The organism is Pseudomonas sp. CFSAN084952, assembly GCF_009648855.1.
GTDB classification, from domain to species: domain Bacteria; phylum Pseudomonadota; class Gammaproteobacteria; order Pseudomonadales; family Pseudomonadaceae; genus Aquipseudomonas; species Aquipseudomonas paracarnis.
The window spans coordinates 2,903,917-2,920,159 of the sequence record NZ_CP045767.1 but is presented as its reverse complement, the minus strand read 5'-3'; the positions used below and the strand labels follow the sequence as shown (position 1 = coordinate 2,920,159).

Genomic DNA, 16,243 nt, shown 5'->3' with positions numbered 1-16,243 from the left:
TACTTCGCAAAACCGGAAAAAATTATTCCGGTACTTCATGCAGGCTCCATCTCATGCACCACCTGACCGGCGCGCAGGCGCACCAAATGATCGGCGATGTCGAAATAACGGTCGTCGTGGCTGATCACGATGATGGTCTTGCCCAGGCGTTTGAGGTCCGGCAGCAGCTCGGTGTAGAAGATGCGGCGGAAGGCCGGGTCCTGGTCGGCGGCCCATTCGTCGAATACCAGTACCGGGCGCTCCTCCAGCCAGGCATTGACCAGGGCCAGGCGCTTGCGTTGGCCGGTGGACAGGTCAGTGGTGCTGAACACACCGTCCTTGACGCTGACCTTGTGCGCGATTTCCAGGCGCTCAAGGTATTGGGTGGCGCTGTCCAGGGACTGGGTGGCACTGCCTTGTACCAGGTCATCGAACAGGTAATAGTCGGAAAACACCGTGGTGAACAACTGGCGATAATCATCGCGCTCTGGGTCGGTCACCGCTGTACCGTTGAGCAGGATCTCACCCGCCTGAGGCGGATACAGGCCCAGCAGCAATTTGATCAGGGTGGTCTTGCCGCTGCCGTTCTCGCCGACGACAAACACGATATCGCCTTGTTTGATGCTCAGGTTGATCGGCCCCAGGTGGAACGGTTGGCTGCCTTCAACCGCTGGCGGGCTGTAGCTGACGCCGCGCAGTTCGAGGCTGTTGACCACAGGCTTCGGCGCTTCACTGTCGTCCATCAACAAGTGGGGCTCGGGCGAAGAAAAGCGCTCCGACAGTTCGCTGATGCGCCCAAAGGCAATCTTCGCCTTGCCAACGACGGGCAAATAGCCCAGCAGGTGTTCCAGCGGGCCTTTCATATACAGCAGTACCAGCACGAAGCCGGTAATCACGGTGGGATCGGGGTTGGGATTGTAGGCCTGCATCGCCAGGGCCAGGCCGATGACCACGAAGAACAGCATCGAGCCAAAGGTCTTGGCCAGGATATAGATGTTGACCGAACGCACCTGGATATCGCTGATGCGGTCTGCGGTTTCCTGGATGCGGTGGGTGTTCATGCGAAACCGCCGCGGGCGGTGCATGCGCAGTTCCTTGGCGCCAGAAGCAATCGCATTGTAGTAACGCTGCAATTCATCTTCGTGGCTGCGGGCCAGATCGAAGCCCTGAATGCCTTTGCCACCGGCGATGAATTGCACGGCGCTGCCGATGATGATTGCGACCACCATCATCAGGAACATCGGCACGGACAGGTAAGCCAGGTAACCCAGGCATCCCAGGGTAACGGTGGCGGCGATGGCCAGGGGCGTGAAGGCAAAGGAAAAATCGCTGATGGTGTCCACGTCGTGGGTCAGCACCGGGATCAGGCGGTGAGAGCGATATTGCTCGATCTGCCCGATGGGCGCTGACAGCACTTTTTCACCCAGGTCCTTGCGCAGGGCGGCAATGATCCGTTGCCCGACGTAGTTGGTGCCGATGTCGGAAATGATCGAGCTGACCAGCGCCACCACGCACAATGCGGCGAAGGTCAACACCACACCCTGGGTCATGCCCCCCGCCGAATGCAGGGCATTGTTAATCGTCGCCAACAGCAAGGTAATGGCCAGGCCGCCCGCCATGCCAAGGGCGACGGACACCGTCACGATGGTGCGAAAGGGCCTGAGCAATGCGAGCAAACCTTTGAAGGCGCCGCGCTTGGGGTCGGTCATAAATACTTCCCGGAAAGTGAAAAAGAGGGGGCTGGGCACACAGACCCTTACCCATGACAAACGAAGCTGTGGCGTGACTATTTAGCGCGGCGTGCCGGGCGGTGGCAGTGGGCGATAAATTGCCCGGGGCCTGGTTCGTTCTTGTTCTGTAGGCGCACGTGTATCAATGCCGTGCGTGGCCCTTTGAGCGAGAGCGAAACACATGACGAAAAAGAACCTGGTGTATGTCTGGTCCCTGAGAAACGCCGCCGCCGACAAGGCGGGGCAACCGGTGGCCTATAAAGACCACGAGCGCTATATGAAATCGGTGCTGGAGTTTCTGGTGGGCTCGCTCAACGACACGTCGCTGGGCGAGGCTTACAACCTCGTAGGCGTGGTGTATGACGACGATGAGCACAACCCGCGGGACCAGCAGTTGGTGGCGGACTATGGCTTTGCTTACCAGCCGGGTCGCCAGTGGTTGTACCCGGCGGATTTGCGTGTGCAAGGCACGTTGGTCAATGACCTGCTGCTCAGCGTGCCGTCGACCTATCGTCGCCTGCCACGGGGCAGCGCCGAACATGTCGCCGGCAAGCAGGATTTCGAGCGTCGGCTGCATGACACCCTGGTGGAGTTGAAGGCTGACATCGTGGTGCTGGATGGTTTGCTGGTGATCCTCGACGAACTGGTGCGCCCGGGTGCGCCGTTTGCACGGCGCATCATGAACATTCATCCGGGCATCACCCGCCTCGAGTCGCCTTACGAACGCCGTGGGGCGTACGCCACCTGGAATGCGCTGTACGGCGCACGTGGGCAGGCGATTACCGACTGGGCAACCAAGGCGACTCAGGCGTGCGAGCCGTTGTATTGGACCGGTGCGTCATTCCACTACGTGGATAACGGCATCGACTCGGGAGAGGTGTTCCACGACGTGCTCAAGACCGAGATTTCGCCGGAGGACACCATCCTTGAGCTGCGCTGGAACAACTTCAACAACAGCCTGTTCCCGGCATTGCATGAAGGCTTGGAGCTGTTGGCCAAACAAGGCTGAACCCTGTAGGAGCGAGCAAGAACTAGGCGTCCCCCTCGCTCCTACAAGGTATTAGAGTTCGCGTACTACCCGGAACCCAATCCAATCCCCCCGTGTTTGCGGGTAGATGTTGTTGCGATTGCCCGAGCGTGAAAACACCGGCGCCTCGCCCCAGTCATTGCCGCGAATCTGGTAGGCCTCGCAGTTGGGCTCCACCCAGGCACTGCCATCAGTTGGCGCGCCGACGTAGTTCGGATGCTCGCAATCAGCCACCCGCTCATACACATTGCCGTGCATGTCATACATGCCAAAGGCATTCGGTGGGTAGCTGCCCACGGGCGACGAATAGCTGTAGCCGTCCGCCGGGCCGTAGGTGTTGGCGTGCTGGGCGATGCTGTAGCCCTTGCCTTCGTCGAACGGGAAGGGGAACGGGCCGGTGGTGCCGGCGCGGGCGGCGTATTCGCGTTGGGCTTCGCTGACCATCTGGTACGTGTGCCCGGTCTTCTTCGACAGCCAGCTCACGTACTGCTTGATGTCGTCCATGTCCATGCACACCGCCGGCTGACGTGGCCCCTGGGGGTAGCGCGGCTTGCTGGCGATGCATTCGCGGCCGGGGCGGTCGTCGCCATTGGCGATCTTGACTCCGGTCTGGCGCACGTAGCTGTCCCATTCGCCGGCGGTGATGTGGAAGCGGCTCATGGCGAACGGCTTGGCGAAGGTCACGGCATGCATGGGGCCTTCGTCGGGCTCGCGGCCCACTTCGTCTTCCGGGGTACCCATGGTGAAGGTGCCGGCGGGCAGCACCACCATTTCCGGGCAGTCCTTGCAGTCTTTGAAGACCTTGCCCGGTTGTGGGGCGGCGGCATGGGCCAGGCCGGGCAGCAGGGCGCCGCACAGGGCGGTGAGTGCCAGTGCGGTGAGCGGTTTGAGTCGGGATGGCGTCATGGAGGCGTCTCGTTCAAAGGGAAAAGGGGTCATAACCGCTGGCTCAGCAGGGTCATGAAGCGCTGGATCTCATCGGAGTTGTTAAGCAGGCCCGGCGAGGTGCGAATCACCGGGCCAACGTCACGGTCCACCGCGTCCACCACCACGCGGTTTTTCATCAGGTAGGCCGCGACGGCATCGCTGTCCTGGTTCTTGACCCGAAAGAAGGTGAAACCTGCTGACAGCTCGGGGCTGCGCGGCGTGACCAGTTCGATCTGCGGGTGGGCCAGCAGTTGGTCCTTGAGTTCGGTGTTGAGGGCATGGATGCGTGCCTGCACCGCTGCCTTGCCCAGTTGCAGGTGCAACTTGAAGGCTTCGTCGGCGGCCCAGCGATGTTCGAAGGCGTGGTAGCCGCCTGGCGTCATGGTCGTGGCGAAGTTTTTGTCTTCGGAGAAGGTCGGAATCATCGGCGTGACGTATTTGTTTTCGGTCTCGCGGGCGCACACCAGGCCGGTGCCCCGCGGGCCGAACATCCACTTGTGGGTGCCAGCGATGAAGAAGTCGCAGTGCATAGCGGGGAAGTCGAGGTCTTCCACGCCGAAGCCGTGCACACCATCGACGATATAAAGCAGTCGGTCCGGCTCGTCGCGGTTGCGGTTGTGTTCGTCCACCAGCTTGCCGATCTCACCGATGGGCAGTTTTACGCCGCTGCCGGATTGCACCCAGGTCATGCCCAGTACACGGGTGTTGGGGCGAATGTTGCGCTGGATATTGCCCAGCACTTCATCGGCCGAGACCTGATTGGGGTTTTTGAACAGGCGTATCTTGCGAACCTGGGTCTGCTCCTTGCGTACCCGGAAGTCCAGGCTGAACTCGGTAGCGTAATGCTCATGCACCGTGGTGAGGATTTCCTGGTCGGCGCGCACCTTGATCCCGCCATAGATCATCGCCAGCCCTTCGGACGTGCTGCCGGTCAGGGCGATCTGCGCTGGCGTGGCGTTCAGGTAGCGGCCGGCCCACTCGCGTACCTGGCCCTCACGCTTCCAGGTTTCCTGCAGGTCCCAGTCCATGGCCAGGCCAGGGTTGCGGTCGATCTGTTGGCGGTAGCGTTCGATGGCCTCGCGCACGGGCCTGGGGTGCGAGGCCACCAGGAAGTTGGAAAAATGCAGGTAATTGGGGTCCTGGTTGAACAGTTGTTTCAATCCCGTCCATGGGTCGTTCGTGGCGGCGGCGACTGCCTGAGGCAGCAACGCGGTGCCCAGCGGCAGGCTCGCGGCAAAGACGCCGGCCTGCTTGAGAAATGTACGGCGGTCGGTCATGGACTTACTTCGTGGTGGTTAGCGGTTGGCCAAGGGTTTGGCGGCTTTTTGGACCTGGTCCCACACCCGCAGGAAGTTGCCTCCCCACAGCTTGGCGATATCGGCTTCGGAGTAGCCGCGCTGGATCAGTTCGGCAGTGACGTTGCGCACCTCGCCGACGTTCTCCCAGCCCTGGAGGCCGCCGCCGTCGTTGAAGTCCGAGGCAATGCCGACATGATCGATGCCGATCTTGCGCACGGTGTAGTCGATGGCGTCGCCGAGGTCCTTGAGGGTGGCCTTGGGCTCTTCCTCGAGAATGCCGTACAGCGCGCTGGCGTATTGGCCGAAGCGTTGCTCGGGCCAGGCGGCAATGATTGCATCGCCGGGCATCAGGGCCATGGCCAGATTCGGCAGTGGCGGCAGGTCGAACCGTGCGCGCAAGGTATTGAGCTTGTCCTGGGTCGGCTGGCTCAAGGGGCGCAGGTAGGCGGGGAAGCCCACCACCTGCACCACGCCGCCACTGTTCTTGATCAGTTGCAGTTCCTTGTCGCTGAGGTTGCGCGGGATATCCACTGACGCCCGAGGCGCCGAATGGGACGCCACCATCGGCGTGCGGCTCAACTGCGCGACCTGCTCCAGGGCCTTGGTCGACATCTGCGACACGTCGATGATCACCCCCAGGTCATTGAGGCGATGCACCGCTTGCTGGCCGATCGGCGACAGGCCTTCAAGGGCGTCGGGGGAGTCATTGAAAAACGGCAGCGGGCGCGACGAGTCGGACCAGGCGTTATTGCCGATGTAGCTGAACCCGAACATGCGCATGCCGCGTGCGGCCCACAGGTCCAGCTGGTTCAGGTCATTGCCCAGGGGGTAGGCGTTGAGCATGCTGATAAAAATCGCGAACTTGCCTTCGCCGTGCAAGCGGCGCATATCGTCCGGGGTGTAGGCGATGCCCACCTGGTTGGGAAAGTCGCGCACCATGCCGGAGATGATCTTATAGCGCACCTCCTGCTCGTGGCGGGCCTCTTCGACAAAACCATCGGTGGGTTTGTGCGGAGCGTTATCGCCGTTCCAGATTTCCGGCCAGCCGAAGATCGTCAGCGCGGCGCCCGACAATCGGCCGCGGGCGGCCTTGGCCAGGTCGAACTGGCCGCTGCCATCCTTGTCGGCCTCATTGCCCGCCGTGCCGAAATCCAGGGGCAGGGTGATGTGGCTGTCAAATGACAACAGGCGATCCTGCATTTCATTGGCCTGCTTGATCACCTCCAGCGGGTAGCCGGCGTTGCCCTTGAACCACTGATCCCAGACCAGCAAGCCAGCCCCGGCGCCGATAGCCAGGGCCAGCGGCAGGCCGATATACAGCGCCTTTTTCGAACGTGATTTTGTCATTGCCATCTCAGTCAGTTGAGGCCTTTGCTATCAGGGAAGGACGAGCGATGACGGGGGAAATTTAGGTGGCGGGGGCAGGGCGGTAAATTTCATCGGGTTGCAAACGTTCTAGCTCTGATCAAGCCGTTTCCTAAGGTAGCCAATGACAATCTCTCGACGTGGGTTCATCGCAGGCCTGGCGCTGACCGGTGCAGCGGTGCCTGCGGCCTTTTATGCCCATCGCGAGTTGACGCGGGAAGACGAGTTTCCCATCACCCCCGGTGAAGCCACGGTCGACCTCGCTGACACCCAGGGCCAGCACCTGGCGAACACCCTGCGGGGCGTCTGGAGCCTGCGCCTGGAAGGCCGCGATGCGGGCCTTGCGGGCCTGCCGCTGCAAGGCTTGGAGCTGCTGCTGGACATCGCTCCCCGTGGGCGTGGCCTGCGCGGTTACCTGGACACCGCCGAGCAGCTGCGTGCGGACGGCGAGCCGCGCTACCGCGTCTTGGGTGATGTGCTGACGGGCGAGGGCGCCGTGCTCTATTGGCGCTTGATCGACCGCGATTCCGCCGGCGGTGTGCCGGCCTATGAATTCAAAATGACCCTAGATGAAGTCTGGGCCGATTTCAGCAATGCCGGCAGCGCCACCCTCAGCGGGCACATCCTCGATCTTGAGCGGCCCTTGGCGCTGACCGAACGCGACAACCGTTTTATCGCCCACAAACAACTGTTCCCCGAAGCCCGCCAGCGCATCGGTCTCAACCCGACCTTGCTGGCCTGGCTGGTTTCCCCCGAGCATCGGCTGTTTCACCAACTGTGGCACGCCACCCGCGATCAGTGGCACAAGCTCTCCGAAGAAAAACGCGAGGCCCTGCGTGGCATCGGCTGGCAACCCGGGCCCCGTGGCCAGGAGCGCGACGCCCGCGGCAAGCGCAAGGACCGCAATGGGTCGGGCATTGACTTCTTCTTCATGCACCGCCATATGCTTGGCACCGCACGCTCCATGCAGGACTTGCCGTCCTGGCCGCAATTTCCCGAGCCGCAACCGCCGTTGGAGCGTGATCGCCTGGGCTTTGTGCGCTACTTCGACAACCACGACGGTTTCGCGCTGCCGCCCTGTTGGTCAGCGCCGGATGATGCCGACTACACCCAGTGGGTCAGCGATATCAAGGCCGCCCAGACCTACCACAGCAATTTCCAGGTGTGGGAATCCCAATACCGCGACCCGCGTTACCTGGCCAAGTTGACCCTGGGCCAGTTGGGCTCGGAAATGGAACTGGGCCTGCACGACTGGCTGCATATGCGTTGGGCCTCGGTGCCCCGCGACCCGTCCAACGGCGCCCCGGTACCCTTCGCCCGTGACCCCGCGGACTTTGCCCCACGTTGGTATGCGCCGGAGAACGACTTTCTGGGCGACCCGTTTTCATCCCATGTAAACCCGGTGTTCTGGCATTTCCACGGCTGGATCGATGACCGCATCGAAGACTGGTTTCGCGCCCACGAACGCTTCAACCCAGGCGAGGTGAGCCGCCTGGAAGTCAACGGCGTAGCCTGGTTTGCACAGGGCCGCTGGGTTGAAGTAGGCGACCCTTGGCTGGGACCGGACACCCATGGCTGCAGTACCACACCGGGGCTGCAACGAGGGCGTTCGATGGAAATGGATCCGGAAGTCATGAAGCTGGCCCTGCGCATTACCTTCGGCGCCGATGAGGACGTGCTCAAGGGGTTGTTCAAGCGCGTGCCGCGGCGGCCGTGGTATGCCCGACATTTGAAGGTCACGCACACGCTTTAAAACGTGTTGCAGGCGCTCTAGGTCACCGATATCGCTGCCGAATACAGCCCGCTGACACTTCGAGGATCCCCTATCTTGTTGATCAGGTATAACTCGTTGAATTCAGACACTGTGTACCCATCGGCCTTTTTGAGCGGCTGGAACAAATGGCTGGTCTGGCCACTATTGAGTGCACGCTCCATACCGCTGCGCATGTCCGCCTCCTTGGAGAATTTGACGAGCCCGAAGTTGGGGTCATAGTAAAACCAGATCTTTTGGTCCTTCGTGATTTTGACGCCAGCGGTAACACCGTGCTTTGAATTGCTGATAAGAAAGGCTTTGGAGGTGGTGGCCGTTGCCAAATCCGAGATGATCCTGTCGCAGGTCGCACTGCGGGTGAGCTGCCCAGAGTGAAAATCATCTCTGAGGGTGTTTTGAAATCTCTCCAGGCTGTCGCGGAACCTTTCAGTATTAGGGTGTTTGGGGTGCGCCAGACTGAGAAAGAAGTTGCTGATCAAGGTGTTTTCCGAGCCATCGAGCATGGCCATAGCCATGGTATTCGCCAACGCGGCGCAGCCGCCCTCGGATGCAACGTTGACCTGGCTCAGGTAATACCCTTGCGGCATGGCGATCAAAGTGCCATGGGCGGCGGTCATGTCATCAGCGAATTTTCTGCTTAGCTCTAAGCTGGTTTCCATTGCTCGTTTTTGCAAATGCTTGAACAGAGCCCCGACTTCGGCAGACGTCAGCTTCGGGTCCAGTATCAGTTCGCGCAATTGATGCATTTTCATTGTCGGTGAGAAGCCGTTGATCCCGTCCGGAGCCCCCCTTGCGAGCGCCTCTTCGAACTGCAATTGTTCTGGCGTCGCGGGCTTGCCGGGCAATGGCTTTGTGGGCGGAATGAGCTTTTCGTAGAGTGTTTTGACTTTGCCTGGCAGCGCCTCCAGCTCGTCGATACGCCTGGACAGGCTACCCAGTACCTCGGGTGACGCGGTGGCGTCCGTGGCCAGTTTTTTCAACTGAGTGATGCCCAGCTCTGCTGAATAGCCAGAAACGCTGGCCGGGGCGAGCGTGTTGTACCCCTGATTGAATGCCGCGTGGCCTGTGGTGGTTGCTTTTGCTGCGTCAACTGCGTCGTTGAAGGCCTCCGGTATGGGTATGCCGGGTTTTGCCGGGTTGAACCAGTTGGCGACCCACTCGCTGAGGGTGCCGTTGATTTCACCCTGGGTTGCCAGGACTCTCGGCGTGAAGCCATTCACCGGCGTGCCGTAGGGTTGACGGGTGATGGGGTCGTAGTGGTGCCACTGATCGTTTTTGAATACCACAACACTATCAACCGAGCGCCCGCCGGAGGTGATCGAACCGAGCAATGCATTGCCATGCTCCTGGCTGATAGCCTTCAACCAATCATGGGCTTTATCCGTGTTTCGTATGTTGGCCAGCCACGCGGTGCTTTTGGTCAACCCTTTGCTCAGCAGGTTTGCGCCGCCAATGGCCAGGTCAGCCAGCCCGTCCAGAGGGTTGAAGTTGCTCAAGGTGACCATGCCGATGACTTTGCCCGTTCGCGCGACCTTGGTGGCAAGGGATGCGGCACTGCCGGCGACCTTGGTGAGTTTGCCGATATTGGCCGCGCCCGCTGTGAGAAAGCCAAACACATCCAGGGCCAAGTCAAACCCGCCCTCGACGTTGTTGCCTTTTTTAAAGTTTTCAATTGCCGAGCGGAAAGGAATCAAGTTCATGAAGAAATCGTTTACCTGATTGATTTTCTCGTTCGCCAGGTCCTGGGTCGTCTGCCCTCTGGCGTATTTCTTGATATCCGGGTCATCGAGATTGAAATGCTCAACGAAGGCATCAGCAATGTCTTGCGTGCGGTCGGTAGCAAAACTATCAATAGCTGCGTCCGTTGCGCCGGCGCGTTCGTTTGCGTGGTCGGCACTGACGCTTTTGGGGACGAACACGCTGGTGTTGAACGCTACATTCGCCTCCCTGGATTCACGTTCTTTCAGCGCCCACATTTCAATGGGCACGATTTCGCCTTTGGTCGGGTCGATACGGTAGCCGCTGGATTGCCCGTCGCGTTCAATTTTCACCAGCAGGTTTTTTTCATACACCGGGTCGGACTTGCTCCAGAAACCCAACTCAGTGGATGAGTTTCGATAATACGTAACTTTGCCGTACTCAAAGTTTCTACGGTCTTCCAGGGGGAGCTGCGCGATCAGGTGTTTGACCGTCGTGGCGAGGGCGATCTTTTTCTTCTTGATTGTTTCCTCAAAGCGCTTTTCGAAGTTATCGCTCACACCAAATCGGTAGCGGGCGTTCAAGTCGTTGATCGGTACACGTTTGTTCGCGGCTTCAAAGAGATAGGGCAATCTCAGATCCATCATTGCGATGTCGAGCATCGAATGCAGGCCGGGTAGCCATGTGTGTGCCTTGTTCTGCCCTCTGCGCGGAATGTTGCTGGTCTTGATCAGTTTTTGTTTGAACAGATCACCCAGGTCGCCATACCGTTCCACCAGTACGGCCATGGCCATCTTTTCTCGGGTGGGCAATTCCAGATCCAAGGCGGCAGAGGCGCCTAGCATGTCCTGCTGTCGGGCTGTGAAGGTGGTTTTCAGGGTTTCCAGCTCTTGCACGGTGTATTGCGTGTCGTCCTTGCGGGCAATTACGTTATGGCAAACCCCCCAATCTACCAGCGCTGCTGTACGAGCTTGCGCAGCCGCCTCGGGTTGCGCCACCCTTGCATGTTCGCCTTCCTGCATCACTTGGGCAAACGTCATGTTCGGGACTTTCCCCGGCGTACTCGCTTCAATGCTCGCCACGGTAATGACCAGGTTCAGCCAGGCTGGGCTGCCGTGCCTCACGGAGGGCGGTATGTTTTTGATCAGGTAAACAGGGGCCTTCCTGGCCAGCAACACATACGCAGCCACTTTGGACAGCACAGGGCTGATCCTGCCACTGTCGACCAAATGCTTGCTCAACGTATCCAGCACTGTAGACGCGGGTTTGCCCCAGTGGCGCGCGTGCGCCAGGTCAAACCCCGCCACGTTATTACGATGAGGGGCGGTAATGGATTCGGGGTCCAGTTGCAACTGAATGGCAGCCATCAGGTAGTCGGTGGCGCTGTTGGCAGTGGCGATACCGCCGGATTGCTCCTGCAGGTGTTTACCCAGCGTTTGGCCTGCGGAGGAACTGAGCAGGGCCTCCAGTGCTTGCGCGGGGTCACTTTGTACCTCGGGGGTTAGCGGGTGCTGGGCCAGCAAGGCATCCAGGGCGTTCAGGTAGTCAGACCTCATGGAGATAACGCGTAGTCGGCTCTGCTCAGCCTGGCTCAGGGGTATTGACCACGACAACGCGCCACCAAAATTACCCATCGGCTGCGTCAGGGCTTCCTGTTTCACCGTCTTTATCAGCTCGGTCAGCGAAAGTTGGGTGGTAGGTATCGGCCAGCCCTTGGCCCTGATAAAGCTCTCCAGTGTCGCGCCTTCACTGGGGCGCACAGGGAACGATGAGTCAGGATGAATATCCAGGGGGGCTCTCAAGGCAGCCAGTATCGCTTGAGGCGTGGTGTTCACATCCAATTGCTTCGCGATGTCTCCGAGTTTCGTGGTCAGCGTTTGCAGGTCGTGTCTGTCGCCGAACCCTTCCTTGTAGGTTTTCGGTGCAGGCGCGTGCGTCGCGCCAGCCAAGGCAGGGGGAGTGGTTAGCGGCTCGATCAGCGGTGGCTGGCGAGGTGGCCCATCGGGCTTGGTAGAGTGGAAAGGGACGTCATACCAGTGGGGGTTGGCTTGCTTGGTCGTACTGAGCATGGGCGGGGACCTGTAAGGCGAATATCCAATAGGCAAGTTTCCTGAGGAGTGCGTCTGAATTTCAGACGCATTGTTGGGTGAAGGAAAAAGCTGCGAGAGTTCCGCTCGGGCAAAGGATGGAGTGTGACCAATAGCGACATGCGGTTAGTCGCGTTTCGGTGGTCTGGACACCCTTCAGGCTCGCTCTTGTTCCCGTAATTGCGCACTCATCTCATCGCAACTGCATGACCAGTCGCTGAGCCATTGCGGCATCGGCGGCGAGGTGTCGTCCAACCCCAGCTCGCGGACGAACTCGGAAGGGGGCAGGGTGCCCTTGGCGGAGCGAAACAACCCACGCATCACCACCACGCCGACCACTCGCCCATTGCTGACGAAACGGTGCTCCATCAGGTTCCACTTGTGGTCCCAGCCGAGAATGCGAGTGTGCACTTCGAATGCTTCGAACAGCTTCAATTCCCGGCGAAACTTGCCCCAGGTATCGCCGACTATCGGCATGGCCTTGTGGCGCAGGGCCACGCGAAAGGCGCCGGTGCGCAGCACAAAATCCATGCGCGCCACGTCGGCCAGGGTGAAATATCGGCCATTGGTGACATGCCGGTTCAGGTCCAGATCCAGGGGCCAGACCCGCATGCGCACCACTGTGGTGGCCAGGCCATGGACCGGTTTGCGCCAGGGGCGGCGCAACAGCATATGCAGTAATCGAAACCAGAGATTCATAAAGACGCCAGACAGTTGATCAATGGCTGCACTGTACGGAGCCGGAATCGGCTAAGGTAGATGCGTAAATGACTTATTACATGCGAAAAGTGCAAGCTGGAGTTTTTACATGCACGTCACCTTGCTCCTGGCGGACCAATGCTCCGCTGCCAGTGCCACCCTGGCCATGGAAATGCTCAGCGCGGCCAATCTCTTCGCCGACAGCCCGCCCTTCGAGGTGACGCTGGCGTCCCTGGACGGCCTGCCGGTGACGGCGTGGGGCGGGCAATGCCTGCAAGTGCAGGGTTCACTGGCGCAGATCGCGCATACCGACCTGGTGCTGATTCCCGGTTTTCTCTTTACCCTCAAAGAAGCCATGCCGACGTTCGCCACCTACGGCCCCTGGTTGCGTGAGCAGCATGGGCAAGGCGCTGTGTTGGCTTCGATGTGCACGGCGGCGTTCATGCTGGCCGAGACGGGGTTATTGCACGGCTTGCGTGCGACGACCCACTGGGCATTTGCCGGGTTCTTCCGGCGTCGATATGCCCAGGTCAGCCTGGATGAGCGGCAGATTCTCTGCGAAGAGAATCGGCTGGTCACGTGCGGTGGCGCCACGGCGGCGATGGATTTGATGCTGCACCTGATCCGCCGTTTCGGCTCGCCGGAGCTGGCTCATACCTGCGGCAAGTACTTGCTGATCGATGCCGGGCGCACCGAACAGTCGGCCTATGCGATGTGGTCGTTGCCCAAGAGCCACGGTGATGCACAGATCCTACGTGTGCAACATTGGTTGGAGCAGCACTTTGCGCAGTCGTTGGTGATCGACGAGGTTGCCCAGCGCTTTGGCTTTGGCGTGCGTAATTTCAAGCGGCGCTTCAAGGATGCCACGGGGTGCACGCCGATTGGTTATCTGCAGAGCCTGCGTCTGGAGCGAGCCAAGCAGATGCTTGAGTCGACACGTATGACGCTCGATAGCATCACGTATGCGGTGGGTTATGAAGACAGTAATTCGTTTAGGCGGTTGTTTCAGCAGCGGGTGGGGATGCTGCCGGCGGCGTATCGCAAGAAGTTCCTGATCGCCCAGGGTGTGAAGACGACCTGATACACCCACGATCCCAATGTGGGCGTTGGCTTGCCTGCGATGGCGGCCTGACAGCGTGTGATGTAGAGACTTTGCAAATCGAAGACGAAAAAAAACCGGCTGATCAGGCCGGTTTGGGGTGTCCCGCCAACAGTGCGGGGTTATACGTGGGTGCTCAGCAGACGCTCGGCACCCCCTTCAGCGAGACCACGTTCCTGCAAGCGATCAGCACCGCCTTCAGCCAGACCACGTTCCTGCAAGCGATCAGCACCGCCTTCAGCCAGACCACGTTCCTGCAAGCGATCAGCGCCGCCTTCAGCCAGGCCACGTTCCTGCAAGCGATCAGCGCCGCCTTCAGCCAGACCACGTTCTTGCAGGCGATCAGCGCCGCCTTCAGCCAGACCACGTTCTTGCAGGCGATCCGCGCCACCTTCGGCAACACGGGTTTCTATCAGGCGATCCGCGCCGCCTTCAGCGACAACCGGGTGGGCAAAAGCGTTTGCAGCGAGTACCGAGAAAGCGAGGCTAAGCAGGATTTGGCGTTTCATGATGGTGTGCTCCGAGTATTTAAGTGGGGTGCCGTTTGGCATGGGTTTGATGTTACGCGTTGCATTTTTTAAGAGAACTTCATTGCGCTGATGGTGACTATCGATGCCAACGATGGTCCCGCTGGCGGGACCATCACTGCGACCGTCATGGCATTTGCGGCAGTTCGTTGGGGCGCAGGTCAAACACCAGCACTTCGGCGTCTTCGCCATGGCTCAAGCGGATCTGGCGTTCGTCCCGTACGCGTACACCGTCGCCTTCCTGCAAGCGCTGGCCGTTAAGCTCAATGCTGCCGCGCGCCACATGGATGTAGGCGTAGCGATCCGGTGCCAGTTCCAGGCGGGCACTTTCGTCAGCGTCGAACAGGCCGGCATACACCCGTGCGTCCTGGCGCACTTTCAGCGAACCGTTGGCACCCTCTGGCGAGATGATCAACTGCAAGCGCCCACGTTTTTGCGCTTCAGTGAAATGCTCTTGCTGATAGCGCGGTTTGGCGCCGGCTTCGTTGGGCACGATCCAGATTTGCAGGAAGTGCACGCCGTGACGCTGGCTGTGGTTGAACTCGCTGTGGGCCACGCCGCTGCCCGCGCTCATCAGTTGCACATCGCCGGGGCGGATCACCGAGCCGGTGCCCAGGGTGTCTTTGTGCTCCAGCGCACCTTCGAGCACGTAGGAGAAGATCTCCATGTCGCGGTGCGGGTGCTGGCCGAAGCCTTTGCCTGCGGCGACGCGGTCATCATTGATCACCAGCAGGTCGGAAAAACCCTGTTCCTTGGGGTTCCAGTAGTTGGCGAATGAGAAGGTATGAAACGACTTCAACCAACCGTGATTGGCGGCGCCGCGTTCGGAAGCTTTGCGAAGGGTCAGCATGGTCCAGTCCTCAAGTGAGCGCGGGCTGCGAGATGCAGGGCGCTTGCGTTGAGAAGAAGGTTAATGGTTAACGAATGATTGATTAAGAAGATGAAAATAGAATAACTGTCGCTTTCAGGTTGACAGTTAAAGTCGTGCCATAATGCTCGCCGCACTCCTTCTCGATGGACATTTCCCGCTTATGAAAACCGTGGCCATGGCGCTGTTCCCGGACTTCCTGCTGCTCGACATGGCCGGGCCGCTGGAAGTGTTTTCGATTGCCAACCGCTACCTGCCAGCGGCCGATCACTACCAGATCCTGACCATCGGCACTGAGCCCGGCCCGTTGCAGGCCTCCAATGGCGTGAGCGTGCAGACCGACCTGCTGTTGGAACAGGCCCAGGCGGCTTATGACTTGCTGTTGGTGCCGGGCGGCCCCGGCGCCTATAACGAATGCCACCCCGCGCTGTTGCCGTGGCTCAAAGCTGCGGCGCCACGGGCTCGGCGTATTGGCTCGATCTGCACCGGCGCTTTTGTGCTCGGCCACGCAGGCTTGCTCGACGGGCACCGCGTGACCACCCATTGGCACTACACCGAGCGGTTGATCAAGGCGTTTCCCAACGCCATCGTCGAAACCGACCGCATCTATTTGCAGGACGGGCGCCTGATCACCTCTGGGGGCGTCACTGCGGGTATCGACCTGGCCCTGTCGGTCGTTGCCCAGGACCATGGCAAGCAAGTGGCGGTGGACGTAGCCAAGGTGCTGCTGGTGGTGATGAAACGCCAGGGCGGCCAGGCCCAGTTCAGCCCGATGACTGCCGCCGTGGCGCCCCAGGAAACCCCGATCACCCGTGTGCAGAACCACGTCCTGGCGCATCTGGATCAACCCTTTACCATCGAGTCCATGGCTGAGTTGGCCGGGATGAGCGCGCGCCACTTTGCGCGGCTGTTCGCCAAGGACGTGCAGATGACGCCCATGGCGTTCCTGCAGGGCGCGCGTATCGACCGGGCCCGGCACCTGCTGGAAACCACCGACCTGCCGCTCAAGACCGTGGCCTTCCACGCCGGCTTTGGCAGCGTGCGGCATATGCGCTTTCTGTTCAGCGAAAAGCTCGGGCTGAACCCTACCCAATACCGACAACAGTTCAGTTAACGACACCCTGTCCGTCTCAGGCACCCGATTGTCCGTATTGCTCCCCGTGCCAGC

The 16,243-nt window shown here is 60.2% G+C and carries 12 protein-coding genes; 4 read left to right on the top strand and 8 right to left on the bottom strand.

From position 1 onward, the window contains the following. Window positions 1-35: 35 nt before the first annotated feature. On the bottom strand, window positions 36-1,688 hold the full coding sequence (locus tag GH769_RS12955) for a cyclic peptide export ABC transporter (RefSeq protein ID WP_019816834.1): 1,653 nt from the start codon (window positions 1,686-1,688) through the stop codon (window positions 36-38). A gap of 202 nt (window positions 1,689-1,890) precedes the next feature. Between GH769_RS12955 and GH769_RS12950 the strand changes: the two genes are divergently transcribed. Then, window positions 1,891-2,718 carry a N(5)-hydroxyornithine transformylase PvdF gene (locus tag GH769_RS12950; RefSeq protein WP_014718818.1) on the top strand — a complete coding sequence of 276 codons (828 nt, stop codon included), beginning with the start codon at window positions 1,891-1,893 and terminating at the stop codon, window positions 2,716-2,718. 51 nt (window positions 2,719-2,769) lie between these two features. On the opposite strand, the gene GH769_RS12945 is transcribed toward GH769_RS12950, so the two are convergent. From GH769_RS12945 to pvdM, 3 genes are read right to left on the bottom strand one after another with little or no spacing between them, the layout of a single operon-like run. Then, a complete protein-coding gene (locus GH769_RS12945; RefSeq protein WP_014718817.1) occupies window positions 2,770-3,642 on the bottom strand; it encodes a formylglycine-generating enzyme family protein in 873 nt (290 codons plus the stop codon). A 29-nt stretch (window positions 3,643-3,671) separates the two neighbouring features. Then, complete coding sequence (locus tag GH769_RS12940; protein WP_020303054.1) at window positions 3,672-4,940, bottom strand: aminotransferase class V-fold PLP-dependent enzyme; 1,269 nt, start codon at window positions 4,938-4,940, stop codon at window positions 3,672-3,674. A gap of 18 nt (window positions 4,941-4,958) precedes the next feature. After that, on the bottom strand, window positions 4,959-6,308 hold the full coding sequence (pvdM, locus tag GH769_RS12935; protein ID WP_019816836.1) for a pyoverdine-tailoring dipeptidase-like protein PvdM: 1,350 nt from the start codon (window positions 6,306-6,308) through the stop codon (window positions 4,959-4,961). 142 nt (window positions 6,309-6,450) lie between these two features. On the opposite strand from pvdM, the gene GH769_RS12930 reads away from it, so the two are divergent. After that, window positions 6,451-8,079, top strand: a complete 1,629-nt coding sequence (locus GH769_RS12930) for a hypothetical protein (RefSeq protein WP_019816837.1) — start codon at window positions 6,451-6,453, stop codon at window positions 8,077-8,079. 17 nt (window positions 8,080-8,096) lie between these two features. On the opposite strand, the gene GH769_RS12925 is transcribed toward GH769_RS12930, so the two are convergent. Together GH769_RS12925 and GH769_RS12920 are read right to left on the bottom strand one after the other, a co-directional pair. Further along, entirely contained in the window at window positions 8,097-11,864 is a 3,768-nt protein-coding gene (locus GH769_RS12925; protein WP_032901733.1) for a hypothetical protein, read from the bottom strand. A 174-nt stretch (window positions 11,865-12,038) separates the two neighbouring features. Then, window positions 12,039-12,581, bottom strand: a complete 543-nt coding sequence (locus tag GH769_RS12920) for a thioesterase family protein (protein ID WP_014718812.1) — start codon at window positions 12,579-12,581, stop codon at window positions 12,039-12,041. Between the two features lie 109 nt (window positions 12,582-12,690). Here GH769_RS12920 and GH769_RS12915 point away from each other — a divergent pair, with 109 nt between their 5' ends. Continuing rightward, window positions 12,691-13,662 carry a GlxA family transcriptional regulator gene (locus GH769_RS12915; RefSeq protein WP_032901732.1) on the top strand — a complete coding sequence of 324 codons (972 nt, stop codon included), beginning with the start codon at window positions 12,691-12,693 and terminating at the stop codon, window positions 13,660-13,662. 140 nt (window positions 13,663-13,802) lie between these two features. On the opposite strand, the gene GH769_RS29290 is transcribed toward GH769_RS12915, so the two are convergent. Both GH769_RS29290 and GH769_RS12905 read right to left on the bottom strand, forming a co-directional pair. Next, a complete protein-coding gene (locus GH769_RS29290; protein ID WP_073844480.1) occupies window positions 13,803-14,189 on the bottom strand; it encodes a hypothetical protein in 387 nt (128 codons plus the stop codon). Between the two features lie 145 nt (window positions 14,190-14,334). Continuing rightward, complete coding sequence (locus tag GH769_RS12905) at window positions 14,335-15,057, bottom strand: pirin family protein (protein WP_014718809.1); 723 nt, start codon at window positions 15,055-15,057, stop codon at window positions 14,335-14,337. A gap of 181 nt (window positions 15,058-15,238) precedes the next feature. Between GH769_RS12905 and GH769_RS12900 the strand changes: the two genes are divergently transcribed. After that, window positions 15,239-16,189 carry a GlxA family transcriptional regulator gene (locus GH769_RS12900; RefSeq protein WP_019816841.1) on the top strand — a complete coding sequence of 317 codons (951 nt, stop codon included), beginning with the start codon at window positions 15,239-15,241 and terminating at the stop codon, window positions 16,187-16,189. Window positions 16,190-16,243 lie beyond the last annotated feature (54 nt).